16 protein-coding genes are annotated in these 17,427 nt (G+C 58.0%); 3 read left to right on the top strand and 13 right to left on the bottom strand.

Going from position 1 to position 17,427, the window contains the following annotated elements; translation table 11 throughout:
- Positions 1–108: 108 nt before the first annotated feature.
- From ACIQU2_RS07810 to ACIQU2_RS07770, 9 genes are all read right to left on the bottom strand, one after another.
- On the bottom strand, positions 109–438 hold the full coding sequence (locus ACIQU2_RS07810; RefSeq protein ID WP_347804505.1) for a GlpM family protein: 330 nt from the start codon (positions 436–438) through the stop codon (positions 109–111).
- 8 nt (positions 439–446) lie between these two features.
- On the bottom strand, positions 447–1,775 hold the full coding sequence (locus tag ACIQU2_RS07805; protein ID WP_403139836.1) for a sigma-54-dependent transcriptional regulator: 1,329 nt from the start codon (positions 1,773–1,775) through the stop codon (positions 447–449).
- The gene (locus ACIQU2_RS07800) at positions 1,772–3,673 is read right to left on the bottom strand and encodes an ATP-binding protein (RefSeq protein WP_403139835.1); all 1,902 of its coding nucleotides are present in this window, start codon (positions 3,671–3,673) and stop codon (positions 1,772–1,774) included. Before ACIQU2_RS07800 ends, ACIQU2_RS07805 begins: the two co-directional genes overlap by 4 nt.
- Positions 3,674–3,842: 169 nt before the next feature.
- On the bottom strand, positions 3,843–4,577 hold the full coding sequence (locus tag ACIQU2_RS07795) for an amino acid ABC transporter ATP-binding protein (RefSeq protein ID WP_347804493.1): 735 nt from the start codon (positions 4,575–4,577) through the stop codon (positions 3,843–3,845).
- On the bottom strand, positions 4,574–5,245 hold the full coding sequence (locus tag ACIQU2_RS07790) for an ABC transporter permease subunit (RefSeq protein WP_347804494.1): 672 nt from the start codon (positions 5,243–5,245) through the stop codon (positions 4,574–4,576). The genes ACIQU2_RS07795 and ACIQU2_RS07790 overlap by 4 nt, the downstream gene beginning before the upstream one ends.
- Entirely contained in the window at positions 5,245–5,991 is a 747-nt protein-coding gene (locus ACIQU2_RS07785; protein WP_309675930.1) for an amino acid ABC transporter permease, read from the bottom strand. Before ACIQU2_RS07785 ends, ACIQU2_RS07790 begins: the two co-directional genes overlap by 1 nt.
- 350 nt (positions 5,992–6,341) lie before the next feature.
- Positions 6,342–7,256 carry a glutamate/aspartate ABC transporter substrate-binding protein gene (locus tag ACIQU2_RS07780; RefSeq protein WP_347804495.1) on the bottom strand — a complete coding sequence of 305 codons (915 nt, stop codon included), beginning with the start codon at positions 7,254–7,256 and terminating at the stop codon, positions 6,342–6,344.
- A 324-nt stretch (positions 7,257–7,580) separates the two neighbouring features.
- Positions 7,581–7,991, bottom strand: a complete 411-nt coding sequence (locus ACIQU2_RS07775) for a DUF4440 domain-containing protein (RefSeq protein WP_403139833.1) — start codon at positions 7,989–7,991, stop codon at positions 7,581–7,583.
- A complete protein-coding gene (locus tag ACIQU2_RS07770; protein WP_403139832.1) occupies positions 7,972–9,339 on the bottom strand; it encodes an MFS transporter in 1,368 nt (455 codons plus the stop codon). The genes ACIQU2_RS07775 and ACIQU2_RS07770 overlap by 20 nt, the downstream gene beginning before the upstream one ends.
- A 105-nt stretch (positions 9,340–9,444) precedes the next feature.
- Between ACIQU2_RS07770 and ACIQU2_RS07765 the strand changes: the two genes are divergently transcribed.
- Positions 9,445–10,332 carry a LysR family transcriptional regulator gene (locus tag ACIQU2_RS07765; RefSeq protein ID WP_347804506.1) on the top strand — a complete coding sequence of 296 codons (888 nt, stop codon included), beginning with the start codon at positions 9,445–9,447 and terminating at the stop codon, positions 10,330–10,332.
- Positions 10,333–10,393: 61 nt separating this feature from the next.
- Here ACIQU2_RS07765 and glpD read toward each other — a convergent pair whose 3' ends face one another.
- From glpD to ACIQU2_RS07745, 4 genes are all read right to left on the bottom strand, one after another.
- Positions 10,394–11,932: a glycerol-3-phosphate dehydrogenase gene (glpD, locus tag ACIQU2_RS07760; RefSeq protein ID WP_403139831.1), complete on the bottom strand. Its 1,539-nt coding sequence runs from the start codon at positions 11,930–11,932 to the stop codon at positions 10,394–10,396.
- A gap of 245 nt (positions 11,933–12,177) precedes the next feature.
- Complete coding sequence (locus ACIQU2_RS07755) at positions 12,178–12,933, bottom strand: DeoR/GlpR family transcriptional regulator (RefSeq protein WP_007916700.1); 756 nt, start codon at positions 12,931–12,933, stop codon at positions 12,178–12,180.
- A 239-nt stretch (positions 12,934–13,172) separates the two neighbouring features.
- Positions 13,173–14,678 carry a glycerol kinase GlpK gene (gene glpK / locus ACIQU2_RS07750; protein ID WP_033057460.1) on the bottom strand — a complete coding sequence of 502 codons (1,506 nt, stop codon included), beginning with the start codon at positions 14,676–14,678 and terminating at the stop codon, positions 13,173–13,175.
- A gap of 75 nt (positions 14,679–14,753) precedes the next feature.
- Positions 14,754–15,605, bottom strand: a complete 852-nt coding sequence (locus ACIQU2_RS07745; protein ID WP_347804507.1) for an MIP/aquaporin family protein — start codon at positions 15,603–15,605, stop codon at positions 14,754–14,756.
- 371 nt (positions 15,606–15,976) lie between these two features.
- Here ACIQU2_RS07745 and ybaK point away from each other — a divergent pair, with 371 nt between their 5' ends.
- Positions 15,977–16,447, top strand: coding sequence for a Cys-tRNA(Pro) deacylase (gene ybaK, locus ACIQU2_RS07740; protein ID WP_403139830.1), 471 nt, complete (start codon positions 15,977–15,979; stop codon positions 16,445–16,447).
- A 106-nt stretch (positions 16,448–16,553) separates the two neighbouring features.
- A complete protein-coding gene (locus tag ACIQU2_RS07735; RefSeq protein ID WP_403139828.1) occupies positions 16,554–17,336 on the top strand; it encodes a PhzF family phenazine biosynthesis protein in 783 nt (260 codons plus the stop codon).
- Positions 17,337–17,427 lie beyond the last annotated feature (91 nt).

Genomic DNA, 17,427 nt, shown 5'->3' with positions numbered 1-17,427 from the left:
GTTCTTTCAGGAAAACGGCATTGATCGGATTACGACTGCTACGCAGCCGAACGCAGCCTCGCAGGCTCGGCAGCTGCTACAGGCGGGTTTCGGGCAGGATCAAAAATCTCAGCCGTGAAGGCGCCCCCAAACGCTGACCAACACCGTAGCCGCCATCAACCAAGCCACCGCCGCTACAGCGAGCGAAGCCTCCAGCCGCATCCGGTCCACCATCACATACAACGTCGCCAGGTAGATGAAGTAAGGAATGATCGACCACATCCCAAACACGATGGTGGTCTTCAAATCCTCCAGCGAACGGCCCTTGCCGACGATGTAATGAGCAATCAACGCAAAGGTCGGAAACAGCGGCACCAATCCTGCGATGTAATAGTTTTTTGTCTTGGCCAGCTCGGCGAGGATCACCACCACGGCCGCGCCCAGGGTTGCTTTGAGGATCAGGTCCATCAGTGGCTCAGCCCGTACTTCTTCACTTTGTCGAACAACGTGGTCTTGGCCATCCCGAGTTCCAGACTGGCCTGGGTCAGGTTGCCGCCGCTGCGCTGCAGGGCATCGCTCAGCAGGTTGCGTTCAAAAGCTTCTACCGCTTCGGCGAAGGCCAGGCCCTGATTGCTGCCGCTGGCGCCGGATTTTTTGAAGGCCGGCAGACCGAGGGCAAAACGCTCGGCGACGTTGCGCAATTCGCGCACGTTGCCCGGCCAGTCGTGGCTCATCAGGTTCGACAGGGTCTGGTTGTCCAGATCCGGCACGGCACGGTCGAAACGCAGGGACGACTGCTGCAGAAAGTGTTCGAATAATTGCAGGATGTCTTCGCGTCGTTCGCGCAGCGGCGGTAATTCAAGGGTCACAACGTTCAAGCGGTAATACAGGTCGCTGCGAAACTCGCCAGCCCTGCTCGACTCATCCAGATCGGACTTGGTCGCCGCGATCACCCGGCAATCCACCGCCACGCTCTGGTTCGAGCCAAGGCGTTCCAGGGTGCGTTCCTGCAATACCCGCAGCAGTTTGATTTGCAGCGGCAGCGGCATGCTTTCCACTTCGTCGAGAAACAGCGTGCCGCCGTCGGCGTGTTCGATCTTGCCGATCCGCCGCTTGCCGGCGCCGGTAAAGGCGTTGGCTTCATGGCCGAAGATTTCGCTTTCGAACAGGTTTTCCGGCAGTCCACCGCAATTCAGCGCGACGAACTGCTTGGTGTGCCGCCGACTGAAGTCGTGCAGGCAGCGCGCAACCAACTCTTTACCGGTGCCGGTCTCGCCTTCGATCAGCACGTTGGCCGACGTATCGGCGACGTTGGCGATCAATTCCCGCAGGTTCTGCATGGCTGGCGAACGGCCGATGATCCGGCCTTCGAGGGAATCCCGCTCCGCCAGTTGCCGACGCAACGAAGACACTTCCCGCGCGAGGCTGCGTTGCTCCAGCGCACGGCGCGCCACATCGACCAGACGTTCGGGGGAGAAAGGTTTCTCCATGAAGTCATAGGCGCCTTTCTGCATCGCACCGACAGCCATGGAAATGTCGCCGTGACCAGTAATCAGCACCACCGGCAGGCTGCGATCGCGGGCCTTGAGACGGGTCAGCAATTCCAGACCGTCGATGCCCGGCAGGCGGATGTCGCTGATGACGATGCCGGCGAAGTTGTCGCCGACCCGCTCCAGCGCTTCTTCGGCGCTACCGACACCCACGCAGGGAATGTCTTCCAGTGTCAGCGCCTGTTGGCAGCCGAGCAGTACATGGGGGTCGTCTTCGACGATCAGCACACTAAGGTCGTTGTTCATATTGGCTCGGCGTGAGTGGGGCTTACCAACGGTAAACTGAGGACGAAGGTGGTACCACCGCTGGCCGGGTGTTCGACACCCAGGTGCCCGCCGGTGGCGGCGGCCAGGCTGGCGGAAAGTGTCAGGCCCAGGCCCAGGCCTTGTTCGCCGGGTTTGGTGGTGAAGAACGGTTCGAACAAATGCTTGCGCGCTTCGGCGTCGATGCCGTGGCCGTTGTCGCGCACGCGCAGGCGATATTTGCCATCGAATGCTTCGCCTTCGAGCCACAATTCGGGCAACGGTTGTGCCTGCATGGCGTCGAGGGCATTGCCGATCAGGTTGACCAGGATTTGCTCGAGGCGGGTCTGGTCGATCTGCACCTGCAGATCGGCGAAGTCTCGGTGCAGTTGCAAATGCGCGCTTTCCACGCGACCACCAAGCAGCTGCAAGGCTGCATCCACCGCTTTGCCGAGGCTGGCCTGACCTTTGTCGTCTCCGCGGCGAGCGAACGAACGCAGGCTGGCGGTGATCCGGCCCATGCGGTCGATCAGTTCGTTGATGGTCTTGAGGTTGGTGCTGGCAACGTCCAGTTGACCGCGTTCCAGAAACCGCACGGTGTTGCCGGACAAGGTCCGCAGCGCCGCCAGTGGCTGGTTCAATTCGTGGGCGATGCTGGTGGACATCTGGCCGATGGCCGCGAGTTTACCGGCCTGCACCAGTTCATCCTGGGCGCGGCGTAGTGTCTCTTCGGCCAGACGCCGTTCGCGGATCTGGCCCTTGAGTCGCTCGTTGCTGGCGCGCAGATCGGTGGTGCGTTCGGTAATCCGACGCTCCAGTTGATTGTTGGCTTCCTGCAAGGCTTCCCGGGCGGCGAGGCGCGTAGCAATGACCTTGCGCCGCTCGTTCCAGGCGATCAGCAGGAACGCCACCAGGGCAAACGCCACCGCCACCAGAATCCCTTGATTGATCGCTTCGCGCCGCAAATCCTGCAGGGGTGTGAGCAGGGTGAAATTCCACGGGGTATCGCTCAATGGCCGGGTTTGCGAGAGGTAGCTGATGTCCTCTTCATCTGATTCCACTTCGCTGTTGGCGGGGAAGGTCAGTTTTTCCTCGCCTTCGGCCAGTTGTTCACGGGCCAGCGGTTGCAGTTCGTTCAGTGGGAACCAGTAGTACTGAAGGCTGCGGGCCAGTTTTTCCTTGGTCTCGTCGCTCAGCGGCACAACCGATTTCAGGCGCCGTGCCGGATCGCTGGAAAGAATGATGATGCCGTTTTCATCGCTGACGAAAGCTTCCAGGCGCGCGCGCTGCCAGCGTTCTTCCATGGCTTCGAGGCGGACCTTGACCACCGCGACGCCGATGATCTTGCCGTGTTCTTCCAGGCCATGGGCCAGGTAATAACCGGGCTCGCCGTTGGTGCTGCCGATGCCGTAGAAGCGCCCCGGCTGACCGCGCACGGCATTCTGGAAATAGGCGCGAAAGGACAGATCTTCGCCCAGGTAACTGTCGACATCGCGCCAGTTACTGGTGGCCATGACACGGCCGGTGGTGTCCATCACATAGATAGCCCGACTGCGGCTGCGCCGGTTCAGGCCTTCGAGGTATTCATTGACCGTCTGCCGGTGTTCCGGTGACGGGTCGGCCAACAGCTTCGAAACGCTGGATTCGAGTTCCAGCAGGCTGGGCAGGTAGGTGTACTTGCTGATCTCGCTCTCGACAGCGCGGGCGTGCAGTTCCAGCTGACGCTGGCCGTTCTCGCTGAGGCTGCGGATCCCGTAGTGTTCACTGACCCAGAAGCCGAGGTAACCCAATCCGATCATCAGGGCGATGACCAGCGGCGGCAGGAACAGATGGCGAATCAGACGGGGTTTCACGGCGAGTGATGGCGGCGCGGCGCGATAGAGAGTGGGGTCGCATTTCATCACAGATGCCTTGGGTCAACCACAACTACAAGTCCCGAAGATCCCGCGTAGGAGCTGCCGCAGGCTGCGATCTTTTGATCTGCTCAGCAGGCAAATTGTTGCCTGAGCTGGCGCCAACATCAAAAGATCGCAGCCTGCGGCAGCTCCTACAGGGGCGGCCGTGTAGGTTTTAGTGCTGCAGAATCTTGGCGAGGAAATGCTGCGTACGCTCGGCGCGGTGGGTGATGTCGCCGAAGAAGTCCTCTTTCTTGCAGTCTTCGATGATCTTGCCCTGGTCCATGAAAATCACCCGGTCCGCCACTTTACGGGCGAAGCCCATTTCGTGGGTCACGCACATCATGGTCATGCCTTCGTGGGCCAGTTGCACCATCACGTCGAGTACTTCGTTGACCATTTCAGGGTCGAGCGCCGAGGTCGGTTCGTCGAACAGCATGACGATCGGGTCCATCGCCAGCGCGCGGGCAATCGCCACACGCTGTTGCTGGCCACCGGAGAGCTGGCCCGGGTGCTTGTGGGCGTGAGCCGAGAGGCCGACGCGCTCAAGCAATTGCAGGCCTTTCTTGGTGGCTTCTTCCTTGCTGCGACCTAACACCTTAATCTGCGCGATGGTCAGGTTTTCGGTGATGGTCAGGTGCGGGAACAGTTCGAAATGCTGGAACACCATGCCGACGCGCGAACGCAGTTTCGGCAGGTTGGTCTTCGGGTCGGCGATGGACGTACCATCGACCACCACGTCGCCTTTCTGGAAGGGTTCCAGGGCATTGACGCATTTGATCAGGGTGGATTTGCCGGAACCGGACGGCCCACACACCACAATCACTTCGCCTTTTTTGACCTCGGTGCTGCAGTCAGTCAGTACCTGGAAGTCGCCATACCACTTGTTGACATTCTTGATAGAGATCATACGGCAAACCTTTTTTGCAGACGCTTGACCAGCAGCGAGGCGGCAAAGCTGATTGTGAAGTACGTGAGACCTGCAAAGATCAGGAACTCGTTGGAGCGACCGATGATGTCGCCACTGGCACGCGAGGCATTGAGGAAGTCCACCAGACCGACCGCGTAGACCAGCGAGGTGTCCTGAAACAGAATAATGCTCTGTTGCAGCAGCAGCGGGGTCATCTTGCGGAACGCTTGCGGCAGGATGATCAAACGCATCATCTGGCCATACGTCATGCCCAAGGCTTGGGCAGCACCCATCTGGCCCTTGGAAATCGACTGTACGCCGGCCCGGACGATTTCGCAGAAGTACGCCGCTTCGAACATCATGAACGCCACGATGCAGGATGCGAACGCGCCGATCGGAGTGTCTTCGCCGGTGATCCAGCGCAGTACGAACGGCACCGCCAGGTAGAACCAGGTGATGACCAGCAGCAGCGGGATCGAGCGGAAGTAGTTAACGTAGGCGCCGGCAATATTCGACAGCCATTTGCTGTGGGACAGGCGCATCAGCGCCAGGATCGTGCCGAGGATGATCCCGCCGACGACGCCCAGCGCCATCAGTTGCAGGGTCATGACCATGCCGTTCCACAAACCCGGCAGGGACGGGATGATGCCCGAGAAGTCGAATTCCATCATTTACCCCCTACGGAGATCAGGCCCGGTACGGCCACTTTCTTCTCGACCATGCGCATCAGCAGCATCAGGCCCATGTTCAGCGTGAAGTAGATCAGCGTTGCCAGGGTGAAGGCTTCGAACAGGTTGGCGGAGAACTCGGCGGTCTGTTTGGTCTGCGCGAGCAACTCCATCAGGCCGATCAGCGACGCGACGGAAGAGTTCTTGAACACGTTCAGGAATTCCGAGGTGAGCGGCGGAATGATGATCCGGTAAGCCTGGGGCAGCAGCACGTTCCAGTAGATTTGCGGTAGCTTGAAGCCCATGGCGCGAGCGGCAGCTTCCTGGCCGCGAGGCAGCGCCTGGATACCGGTGCGCACCTGTTCGCAAACACGAGCGGCGGTGAACAGGCCCAGGCAGACGACGACGCTCAGGTAGGCCGAAGTGGTCGGGTTCAGGTCCTGCTTGTACCAGTCTTGCAGGTTCTGAGGCAGCAGGTCGGGCACCAGGAAGTACCAGATGAACAGCTGAACCAGCAGCGGCACGTTACGGAAGAGTTCGACGTAGCAGGTCGCAATGCCCGACACGATGCGATTCGGCACGGTGCGCATGACGCCGAGAATCGAGCCCAGCGTCAGGGCAATGATCCAGGCCACGATGGCAATGGCGATGGTCCAGCCCAAACCGGAAATGTACCAGTCGAGATACGTCTCGCTGCCCACGCCGGTGGACTTGAAGAACACGCCCCAGTCCCAGTTGTAATTCATTAGGGTCTCCCCTCAGATCGTTCGATATACAAATGCCCGCCTGGGGAAGCTCCGTTCCCGCCCGACCTAGGTGGTCTGTGTGGTCAGTTCTGTCAGCTCAACTCCGGCCCCGGAAGTCCATCTCCCGCGTTGCTGTTCCTCGCCATAGCGGGCTATGACTCGTCACAGCGCCTTGGATATGAACTTCCGGCACCGAATTTGAGCTAACGAACTGACCGTACAGACCACTACGATCAGGCACACACGAGCGGCTCGACAGCCACCGGTTCGAGTGTTTCCAAAAATGCCAGCAGGGAGTGACTATCCCTGAAAGGGCAGCGGCCCTTTCAGGAGATAAGGTTAGTCAGAAATCAGGATTTCTTGTCGTCAGCCGCTTTATCGGTCGGATTGGCGATCAGGGCCTTGAGCTCGTCGCTCATCGGGAACATCAGGTTCAGGTTTTTTGGCGGGATTGGCTGCATGAACCATTTTTCGTAGATCTTGTTGATCTCGCCGGACTTGTAGGTCGCAACGATCGCGTCATCCACGGCCTTCTTGAACGGTGCGTCGCCCTTGCGGACCATGCAACCGTAGATTTCGTAGGACTGTGCAGTACCGGTCACGGACCAATCGGCTGGCTTCTTGGCCTTGGCCATTTCACCGGCCAGCAGGGCGTCGTCCATCATGAAAGCAACGGCACGGCCCGATTCCAGCATGTTGAAGGACTCGCCGTGGTCTTTGGCGGAGATCACGTTCATGCCCATCTGCTTGTCAGCGTTCATCGACTTGAGGATGCGCTCGGACGTGGTGCCGGCGGTGGTCACGACGTTCTTGCCTTTCAGATCGGCGAAGTCTTTGTAGGGCGAATCTTTCTTGGCCAGCAGCTTGGTGCCGATTTCGAAGATGCCGACGGAGAAGTCAACTTGCTGCTGACGCTCGACGTTGTTGGTGGTGGAGCCGCATTCGACGTCCACGGTGCCGTTCTGCACCAGCGGGATACGGGTTTGCGAGGTCACCAGGTTGTATTTGACCTGGAGGTTCGGCAAGTCCAGGTCTTTTTTGATGGCTTCAACGATTTTCAGCTGGATATCGTGGGAGTAGCCAACCGGTTTGCCGGAAGCGTCCGCGATATAGGAAAACGGAATGGAAGCGTCACGATGTCCGAGGGTGATAACGCCGGACTCTTTGATCTTCTTCAGGGTGCCGGTGAGCTCGGCGGCGAAAACTGGAGTGCTGATCAGAGCGGCAGCAATGGCTGCGCCCAGGAGATGGGGAACGATGCGCATCAAATTTTCCTCGACATTGTTTTTATATGGAGCCAGTTCATCGGCCCTTTTGTGCTTCGAATGCTTGCCGGCTCCTGAAGGGTTGGCACAGCGGTCATTCGTCCAAGAGTGTAGAGCATGACTCGTGCCAGGCCAGGCAGAATAGATCAAGCTATTGATTTATAAGGGAATTAAATATTTATGGCGAGGTTTTTAATGTTGGAAAATCCGGTTAACCGAATCGACTGATAGGTCGCGTTCGGAAAACCGAATGGTGTTCGGGGCCGCTAACGTCCTTTCGACCAGATAATAGAAGAGCCAGTGATCATGCCGTTCATATGACAATCAGCCTCCCTGGCTTAGCGGCGTTTCATGCAGGTAAATCCACTCGGTGTTGTGGTGTTCGATGCCAATGACCGCCACCGAAACCCGTGAGCTTTCGCGCTGGCCGAGGCGATGGGTTTCCTTGTAGCGAATCGCCACGCTGTTGCCTTCCTGCCAGACCGTCTGCAGGTCGCTGATGACGATCTCCAGCCCCGGCTTGGCGCCGACTGCACCCTTGAACATCTGTTCGACCGTCGCCCGGCTGACGATGGCGGCCGAAGTGGTGACCATGGTGAAGTGCTCTGCAAAGGCCGACATCAGCGGTTCAAGCGCGGCCTGCCCCTTACCGTTTGCGTCGGTGAACAGGGTGTGGATCAGCTCGTGCACGTGATGAATGCTGTGGTGCGCCTGTTCAACTATTTTGTTGTGCATGACAGTCCTTTTGAGTGTTCAACTGACTCAGTTGAAAGAGTGGGAGCAGGCCCACCAGCGCGGCGATGGCAAAGGTCACGTGGTAAGCCTGGGTGGTATCGAAATGCTTCAAGAGCAGGTTGAAAACCATCAGGAAGAGGGCGGCGCCGATGCTGAATGACATCTGTCGGTTGATGTTCCAGATGACGCTGGCCTTGTGGGTGTCATTGCCCTCGAAGTCCATCAGCGATGTGGTTTGTGCGGTGTTGGCACCGACACCGCCGCCAATCCCCATCAAGCTGTAGGCGATGACGATCACCCAGAGGTCCGAGGGATCGTTGACCATTAACAGGGTGGCGATGCCGGCGCTGTGCAACAGCATGCCGAGGGCAAACAGCCACTTGGCGCCCATCCGGTTGTAGACCCGGCCACAGATCAGCATCGCGATGAATGCGCCGATGGCGTAGAGGATCATGAACATCCCTGTCAGCCGGGCGCTGAAGTGCAGGGTGTTTTGCAGGAAGAAGATGCTCATCAAGTTGACCCCCGTGAAGACACCGGGAATCGCGTAATAGATAAAGATGGAGGTGCTGAGTTTTTTGCTTTTGAGCAGGCTCAGTTCAATGATCGGTTTTTTGCATGTGCGGTAGTGCAGCCCGTACAGCACGACGAAAGCAACGCCGGCCATGACGAAGAGGGCGGCCACCCATGCCGGAGCGTCGCCGCCATACAACGACATGCCCATCAGCAGGCTGCCGAGTGCCGCACTGACCAGCAGCAAGCCCTTGATGTCGGGCCGGGGCAAACTCGTCGGCCGCGCTTCGTTGATCCAGAACCAGGACAGCAATGCCGCGATCAGCGAGAACGGGATGTTGCTGTAGAACACCCAGCGCCAGGAGCTGCTGTCGACGATGACACCGCCGATGGTTGGTGAAATGGCGGGCGCTATCAGGGCAACGGCCATGACCAATGTGGATATTTTCGCCCGCTGCTCGCCCTTGAACAGGTTGAACGTCAGCGCCTGGCCGACTGGAATCAAAAGGCCGCCGCCAATCCCCTGGACGAAGCGCCAGATCACCAGTTCGTTGAAACTGTTGGCCAGCCCGCACATCCACACGGAAGCGGTGAATACGATCATCGAGGCGGTGAGGATTACCCGGCTGCCAAAACGACCGGCCAGCCAGGTGCTGAGCGGGATGATCAGTGTCAGCCCCAGAATATAAGCGTTAGCCACCCAGGCAACGTCTGAAGTACTAACGTGCAGCGCCGCCGATATACTCGGTAATGCGACCGCCGACATAAAGATGTTAATGCAGTCTATAAAAAAGCCGATCAGGAATATCAGTGCAACTTTGTAGCGATAGGTCATGTTGTTTCCCCTTTGCCGCAAAGCATAGGGGCGGTGGACTTGAACTGTCGATACGACTATCCTTGAAACAATGTTTGACGGGATTTAACAGTGAGCCATATTTCTATGCACACTCATCTTAATCGGGTCCAGACATTCCTGGCCGTGGTCGATTTTGGTTCTTACACCAAGGCTGCCAATTACCTGAGCATCAGCAAGGCCATGGCCAGCCTGCATGTCAAGGCGCTGGAGGACGTGCTGTCAGCGACGTTGTTGATTCGAAATACCCGAAATATATCCCTCACCGAAATCGGTCAGGACTTTTATGAAGAGTTCAAAGGTATTGTCGCTGACATCGATAATGCCTTTGATAATGTATTGAAAGGTCATGATCGCGTCACCGGCAAGTTACGTTTCAGTTCCACCAGTGAATACGGCGAGGCGTATATTCTTCCGTTGATACCACAATTTATAGAGCGCTATCCGGAAATAAAACTCTGTTATAACTTTAACTCTTCACTCAATGATCTGGTGGCGGAAAAGTTAGACTTGGTTATCCGTCTGGGCAACTTGGCGGACTCGGCTTTCAAGAGCCGTAAACTGGCGGATTATGAAATTGTCCTGGTGGCTAGCGAGACGTTTCTTGCGCGTCATCCGGTGCAGAATCCTCAGGACCTGAACTCGGTGCCGTGGATCGCCAACAGCAACCTGCAGGCACCGACCCAGTGGACCTTGCGCCATCCGCAATTGGGGGCTGTCGAGATCAACGGGATCAATCAGTTTGAATCCAACTCTTCCACGGCCATCCGCTCCATGACGTTGTCGTCGCTGGGCGTCTCGGTGCTGCCAGCCTGGGTGGTCAAGGACGACATTGCCAGCGAGCGGCTGATTCGCCTGTTGCCCGACTATTCGCTGCCCTCGCAGTCCGTCAACGTGGTGTTTCCCAACAGTCCGCATTTGCCCCACAAATCGAGGGCGTTCATTGATTTCCTGTTGCTTCATCTGGCGCAATGAGCACCTGCAAAAAAGCCCCTGAATCGTCAGATTCAGGGGCTTTCGTTTAAGCGGATTGCGATCAGGCCGCTTCGATCTTGCTGCGGTTCTGCTCGACCGTGCTCAGGTAGTCCGCCAGTTTCTGCTGTTCCGCCGGGGTGGTGAACAGGCCCAGCTTGCTGCGGCGCCACAGAATGTCGTGCGCGGTGGTTGCCCATTCTTCGCTGCACAGGTAATCGACTTCACGGGTGTAGAGCCCGCCGCCGATGTGTTCGCCCATATCGCCGAGATTCTGCACGCCTTCCAGCATGCGCCAGGTGCGGCTGCCGTAGGTGGTGGCCCAGCGGCGGGCGATTTCGGTCGGCACCCAGTCGAACTTGTCACGGATCAAGGCGCACAAGGCTTGCGGGGTGGTCATGTCTTCGCCACCCGGCAGGGTAGCGCTGGCGGTCCAGCTCGGCTTGATGTCTTTGAAGTACGGAGCCAGTTGCGCCAGCGCCGACTCGGCCAGTTTGCGGTAGGTGGTCAGCTTGCCGCCGAACACCGACAACAGCGGCGCTTCTTCGCCGGTACCCGACAATGCCAGGGTGTAGTCGCGGGTGACGGCCGACGGGTTGTCGGATTCGTCGTTGCACAGTGGGCGAACACCGGAATAGCTGTGCAGGATATCGTCGCGGCTGATGCGTTTCTTGAAGTGGGAGTTGACCACTTTCAACAGGTAATCGGTTTCGCCTTCGGTGATCGCAACTGCAGCCGGATCGCCGGTGTACTCGCGGTCGGTGGTGCCGATCAGGGTGAAGTGGTTCAGGTACGGAATGGTGAAGACGATGCGCTGATCTTCGTTTTGCAGAATGTGCGCGTGTTCGCCTTCGTACAGCTTCGGCACGATCAGGTGGCTGCCCTGGATCAGGCGGATGCCGTACGGCGATTCCATCTTCAGGTCGTCACGAATGAACTTGGCGACCCAAGGGCCGGCGGCGTTTACCAGTGCCTTGGCGCGGATCGAAAACAGACTGCCATCGGCGCGTTCCAGATGCAGGTGCCACATTCCCTTGGTGCGACGAGCGCTGACGCAACGGGTCTGGGTGTGAACGTGGGCGCCTTTTTCGCGGGCGGCCATGGCGTTCAGCACCACCAAACGAGCATCGTCGACCCAGCAATCGGAGTATTCGAAGCCTTTGGTGATTTCGCTTTTCAGCGGGCTGTCCGGACCGAACTTCAGGCTTTTCGAGCCTTCGAGTTTTTCCCGTTTGCCGAGGTGGTCATAAAGGAACAGACCGGCGCGGATCATCCAGGCCGGACGCAGGTGTGGGCGGTGCGGCAGCACGAAGCGCATCTGCTTGACGATGTGCGGGGCCTTGGCCAGCAGCACTTCGCGTTCGGCCAGGGCTTCGCGCACCAGACGGAATTCGTAATGTTCAAGGTAGCGCAAGCCACCGTGGATAAGCTTGCTACTGGCTGACGAGGTGTGGCTGGCGAGGTCGTCTTTTTCGCAAAGAAACACCGAAAGACCGCGACCGGCGGCATCCGCTGCGATCCCTACGCCATTGATCCCGCCACCGATGACGGCGATATCGTAGATCTCAGCGAGAGGGGGCGTAGGCAAGGTAGAAGTGGGCATCGGCTAGCCTCGGGCTTTTATGATTTTCGGTATTGGAATTCGAACATTAATGTTCATTTGCGAAAATGGTAGCCCATAAAGTCGCCCACAGCCAGTTAACTTCGATTGAAAATACTGATCGAAGGGCCACGAAAGGAAAATTTTCGAACATTAAAAGCAAAAGATCGCAGCCTCCGGCAGCTCCTACAGGGGTGAGTGAACCTGTAGGAGCTGCCGAAGGCTGCGATCTTTAGAGGCTGAAAGCCTTAAACGACTTCGAGCCGAATCTTGTGCTGACTCAACAACTGCGCCAACGCCGGCACAGGTTGCTGATCGGTCACCAGGCAATCAATCAAACTGATCGGCCCCAGACGAATCATGGCGTTGCGCCCGAATTTGCTGGAGTCAGCCGCGAGGATGACCTGTCGGGCATTGGCGATGATCGCCTGGGACACCCGAACTTCCTGATAGTCGAAGTCCAGCAGACTGCCGTCTTCATCGATACCGCTGATGCCGACCAGGGCGAAATCAACCTTGAACTGGTTAATGAAGTCGACACTGGCCTGACCGACCACGCCACCGTCACGCCGCACGTTGCCGCCAGTCAGCAGGACATCGAAGTCGTCCTTGGCGCTGAGCATCGAGGCTACATGCAGGTTATTGGTAATGATCTTCAGGTGATTGTGATTGAGCAACGCCCGGGCGATGGATTCGGTGGTGGTGCCGATATTGATGAACAGCGAGGCGTGATCCGGGATTTGAGCCGCAATGGCTTCACCGATACGCTGCTTTTCATCGCGCATCTGATCCGCACGCATGGCATAGGCGGTGTTTTCGACGCTGGAATCGTAAGCTGCGCCGCCGTGGTAGCGACGCAATAAATTAGCTTCCGCGAGCTGATTGATATCGCGGCGGATGGTTTGCGGTGTAACGACGAACAGCGTAGCCATTTCCTCGATGCTGACGTAGCCGCGTTCGCGGACCAGTTCGAGGATTTGCTGCTGACGGGGAGGCAGATTCATGGGGCTTCCTTTGGGCTGCCGTGCAAAATTTGCCCATGATGACGCAGGAATCTGCTCCCTACCAGTTTCCAAATAACGTGAAAGCTACTGCGCTCGGCAATCCTGCGTTAAAAACAGGCTCGGACTGCTCATTTACAACCTCGTAAACTCCGCGTCCTCGCCTGTTTTTGCCTTGTCTTACCTTCGCTCGCTACGCTTTCACGCTATTTGGACATACAGATACGAGTACTCAGCTTGGCTTATTCAGCGCCTTCATGCGGTTCCCAGTCGCGGGTGCGGCTGACGGCTTTTTTCCAGCCGGCGTAGAGTTTTTCCTTCGCGGTTTCGTCCAGGGTCGGTTCGAATTCGCGTTCGATCACAGCCTTGCCGCGCAACTCATCCAGGCTGCCCCAGAAACCACACGCCAGACCGGCCAGGTAAGCCGCGCCCAGTGCGGTGGTTTCGCGCATTTGCGGACGCTCGACCTGAGTGCCGAGGATGTCGGCCTGGAACTGCATCAGGAAGTTGTTCGCTACCGCACCGCCGTCCACGCGCAAAGACTTGAGGCGTTCGCCGGAGTCCTGTTGCATGGCGTCCAGAACATCGCGGGTCTGGTAGGCAATCGACTCAAGGGCTGCACGAATGATGTGATCCACGCGTACGCCGCGAGTCAGACCGAACAGCGCGCCACGGGCATACGGGTCCCAGTACGGAGCGCCCAGGCCGGTGAAGGCGGGTACCAGATACACGCCGTTGCTGTCCTTGACCTTGTTGGCGAAGTATTCGGTGTCGTGGGCGTCGTTGATGATTTTCAGTTCATCACGCAGCCATTGAACGGTGGAACCACCGTTGAACACAGCACCTTCCAGCGCGTAAGCCACTTCGCCGCGCGGGCCGCAAGCAATGGTGGTCAACATGCCGTGCTTGGATTTCACGGCTTTGTCGCCGGTGTTCATCAGCAGGAAGCAGCCGGTGCCGTAGGTGTTTTTCGCTTGGCCGGGTTCGACGCACATCTGGCCGAACAGGGCCGCTTGCTGGTCACCCGCGATACCGCCGATGGCGATGCCGCTTTTGGTGTGGCCGTAGATTTCGGACGAGGATTTAACTTCCGGCAGCATCTCGCGCGGAATATCCAGCACCTCCAGCATCTTCGCGTCCCACTCCAGCGTGTGGATGTTGAAGAGCATGGTGCGCGAGGCGTTGGTGTAGTCGGTGACGTGGACCTTGCCGCCGGTAAATTTCCAGATCAGCCAGCTGTCGATGGTGCCGAACAACAGTTCGCCTTTGCGCGCACGTTCGCGGCTGCCTTCGACGTTGTCGAGGATCCATTTGAGCTTGGTGCCGGAGAAGTACGGGTCGGTGACCAGGCCGGTGGTGTCGCTGATGTATTGCTCGTGACCGTCGCGCTTGAGCTGCTGGCAGATCTCGGTGCTGCGGCGGCACTGCCAGACGATCGCGTTGTAGATCGGGCGGCCGGTGGTCTTGTCCCAGACCACGGTGGTTTCGCGCTGGTTGGTGATGCCGATGGCGGCGACCTGGTCGTGATGCAGGCCGGCTTGAGCCAGGGCCTCGACCATCACGGCGCTTTGAGTCGCGAAGATTTCCATCGGGTCATGTTCAACCCAGCCGGCTTGCGGGTAATGCTGTGCGAATTCGCGCTGGGCGGTGCAGACCACGTTCGCGTCGCGGTCGAAAATGATCGCGCGGGAGCTGGTCGTACCCTGATCGAGGGCAATGATGTAGTTCTTATTCTGAGTGTCGGTCATGTCGATTGCCTTGGACGAAAAAAGGGAGTGAGGTCCGGCGCGCGATCTTATTGGCAGGATCACACGCCAACGGTATCAAGAAGTTCTTGGTTTGCCGTCAATGGCCGGTGCTGCGTCCTTTGTAGCAGCTAGGGCGCTGGGCAGATGACGGGCAATCAGCCCGCGATAAGCTGCAGCACCGAGGCAGGCACCGACAATCGGTGCAAAAATCGGAATCAGGAAATACGGGATATCGCGCCCGCCGGTGAAGGAAATTTCACCCCAGCCAGCGAAGAAAGTCATCAGTTTAGGACCGAAGTCGCGCGCCGGGTTCATCGCAAAACCGGTCAGCGGCCCCATCGAACTACCAATCACGGCAATCAGCAGGCCGATCAGCAGCGGAGCGAGCGGACCCTTTGGCAAGCCATTGTTGTCGTCGGTCAGGGACATGATCACACCCATCAGGATGGCAGTGATGATCACCTCAACCAGGAAGGCCTGTGCCGTGGACAAGACCGGGTTGGGGAAGGTGGAAAACACCGACGCCAATTCGAGGCTGGCCTGAGTACCACGAACCATATGGTGAGTTTGTTCGTAATCGAAGAATAAATTGCTGTACAGCGTGTAAACCAACAACGCTCCACAGAAGGCCCCAGCGATCTGGGCGAGAATATAGAAAGGCAGTTTGCGCTTTTCGAAGTCAGCGAAAATGCTCAGGGCAATGCTGACGGCGGGATTGAGATGAGCCCCGGAAACGCCGGCGGTCAGGTAGATCGCCATGCTCACGCCGACCCCCCAGATGATGCTGATTTCCCAAAGGCCGAAGCTGGCACCCGCGACCTTGAGCGCGGCAACACAGCCTGTACCAAAAAAAATCAGCAGCGCAGTACCCAGGAATTCGGCCATGCATTGGCTTGAGAGTGACGGTTGTTGTAAAGCAGTTGTCATTGAAAACCTCGTTTTTGTTGTTGTCTGGCGCTTTTGCATCATGGTCAAAAGCGCGATTTTCACCGAGGCAGGATCCCCATCCTGTTCTCGGCCTACTGCTGGGTGGTGCGATAGGAGCATTCGTACAGTATTCAGATTCGAAAAAATATAGACAAGAAACGCTGCTGTCAAAGGTCGAAAGTGAACCGTCAGTCACAATCGAACTATTAGTCACGTGAATGACCGCATCGTTCACGCGGCAGGCCGAAGGTGGACGAACGGCATAAGGCGCCGCCAAGCCTTTGAAATAGCGCCGAAATAGAGCCTTTTATTGATCAATGACCTAGAATCCAGCGCAGTATTTTTCTACTGCCGCCCAGTCTGGAGCTGTCATGACCCCCGCATTGGATTTGTTGAAAAAAGTTCGTGCCGAACATCGCGTGCACAGTTACGAACATGATCCGAAGGCAGTGTCCTACGGGCTGGAGGCCGCGGAGAAGCTGGGGCTGGATCCGGCGCAGGTGTTCAAGACCTTGCTGGCGGCCAGCGAGAAAGGTGAATTGCTGGTGGCCGTGGTGCCGGTCGTCGGAAGTCTGGACTTAAAGGGCCTGGCGCATGCTGCGGGCGTGAAAAAAGTCGAAATGGTCGATCCTGCCGCTGCGCAACGATCCACCGGTTACCTCTTGGGCGGCATCAGTCCGCTGGGACAGAAAAAGCGCTTGCGTACCTTTATCGATAATTCAGCTCAGCCCTTTGCCAGCATTTTTGTCAGCGCGGGGCGACGTGGGCTGGAAGTCGAATTGGCACCCGCGGTGCTGGCCGAACATACCCAGGCGAAGTTCGCTGATATCGGTCGTGCCTGACGCGGACTATCAGCCCGGCGCTGTATGGTGCAAATTTACGGGCTCTGTCACTGGTGCCGCGTTGCCGGCAGCTTCATGCTCGGTGGCCTGACAAAGGGAGAAGGTTATGCAGCTTGAGTTTCATCAGGTCGATGCGTTCAGTGATCGGCCGTTCAGTGGCAACCCGGCGATGGTCTATCGACTGGATGCGTGGCTTGCCGATGAGTTGATGCAGAAGATCGCCGCCGAGCACAACCTCGCCGAAACCGCCTTCGTGGTGCGCGAAGGGCAGGGCTGGCACATCCGCTGGTTTACCCCAACCACAGAGGTGCCGTTGTGCGGTCATGCAACCCTGGCCAGCGCTTATGTTCTGTTTGAAATCTACAAAGAGCCGGTCGAGCGTCTGGACTTCGTCTGTAAGTCCGGCCCGCTAAGCGTGAGCCGTGAGGGTGAGCGCTTGTGGCTGGACTTTCCGGCGCTCATTCCGTCGGAAGTGGGCGTGACCCTGGATGTCGAGCGCGCGCTGGGTGTGGAAGTGGTTGATGTGCTGGGGTCGAACGAGTTGTTCGTGGTGCTGGAATCCGAGCAGGCGGTGCTCGAATGTCAGCCAGACATGGCGGCGCTGGCGAAGCTGCCGTGGCCGGGGGCAATTGTCACGGCCAGGGGCAGCAAGCATGATTTTGTTTCACGCTACTTCGCGCCGGCGATCGGCATCAACGAAGATCCGGTGACCGGTTCCACCCATTGCAGCCTGATTCCGTACTGGTCGAAACGTTTGGGCAAGTCGAGCCTGACGGCTTATCAGCGTTCGGCTCGAGGCGGGGCGTTGTTCTGTCGGCTGGAAGGGGATCGGGTGAAAATCGGTGGGAATGCGGCGCTCGTTGCAAGCGGAACGCTGATGCTCGGTTAACCCCGAAAAAGATCGCAGCCTTCGGCAGCTCCTACATTGGAGTGTGTGCGCCTGTAGGAGCTGCCGAAGGCTGCGATCTTTTAGCGATGGT

Source organism: Pseudomonas sp. NPDC098740 (genome assembly GCF_044760065.1).
GTDB lineage: Bacteria > Pseudomonadota > Gammaproteobacteria > Pseudomonadales > Pseudomonadaceae > Aquipseudomonas > Aquipseudomonas rossensis.
This window is presented reverse-complemented; position numbering and strand designations above follow the sequence as displayed.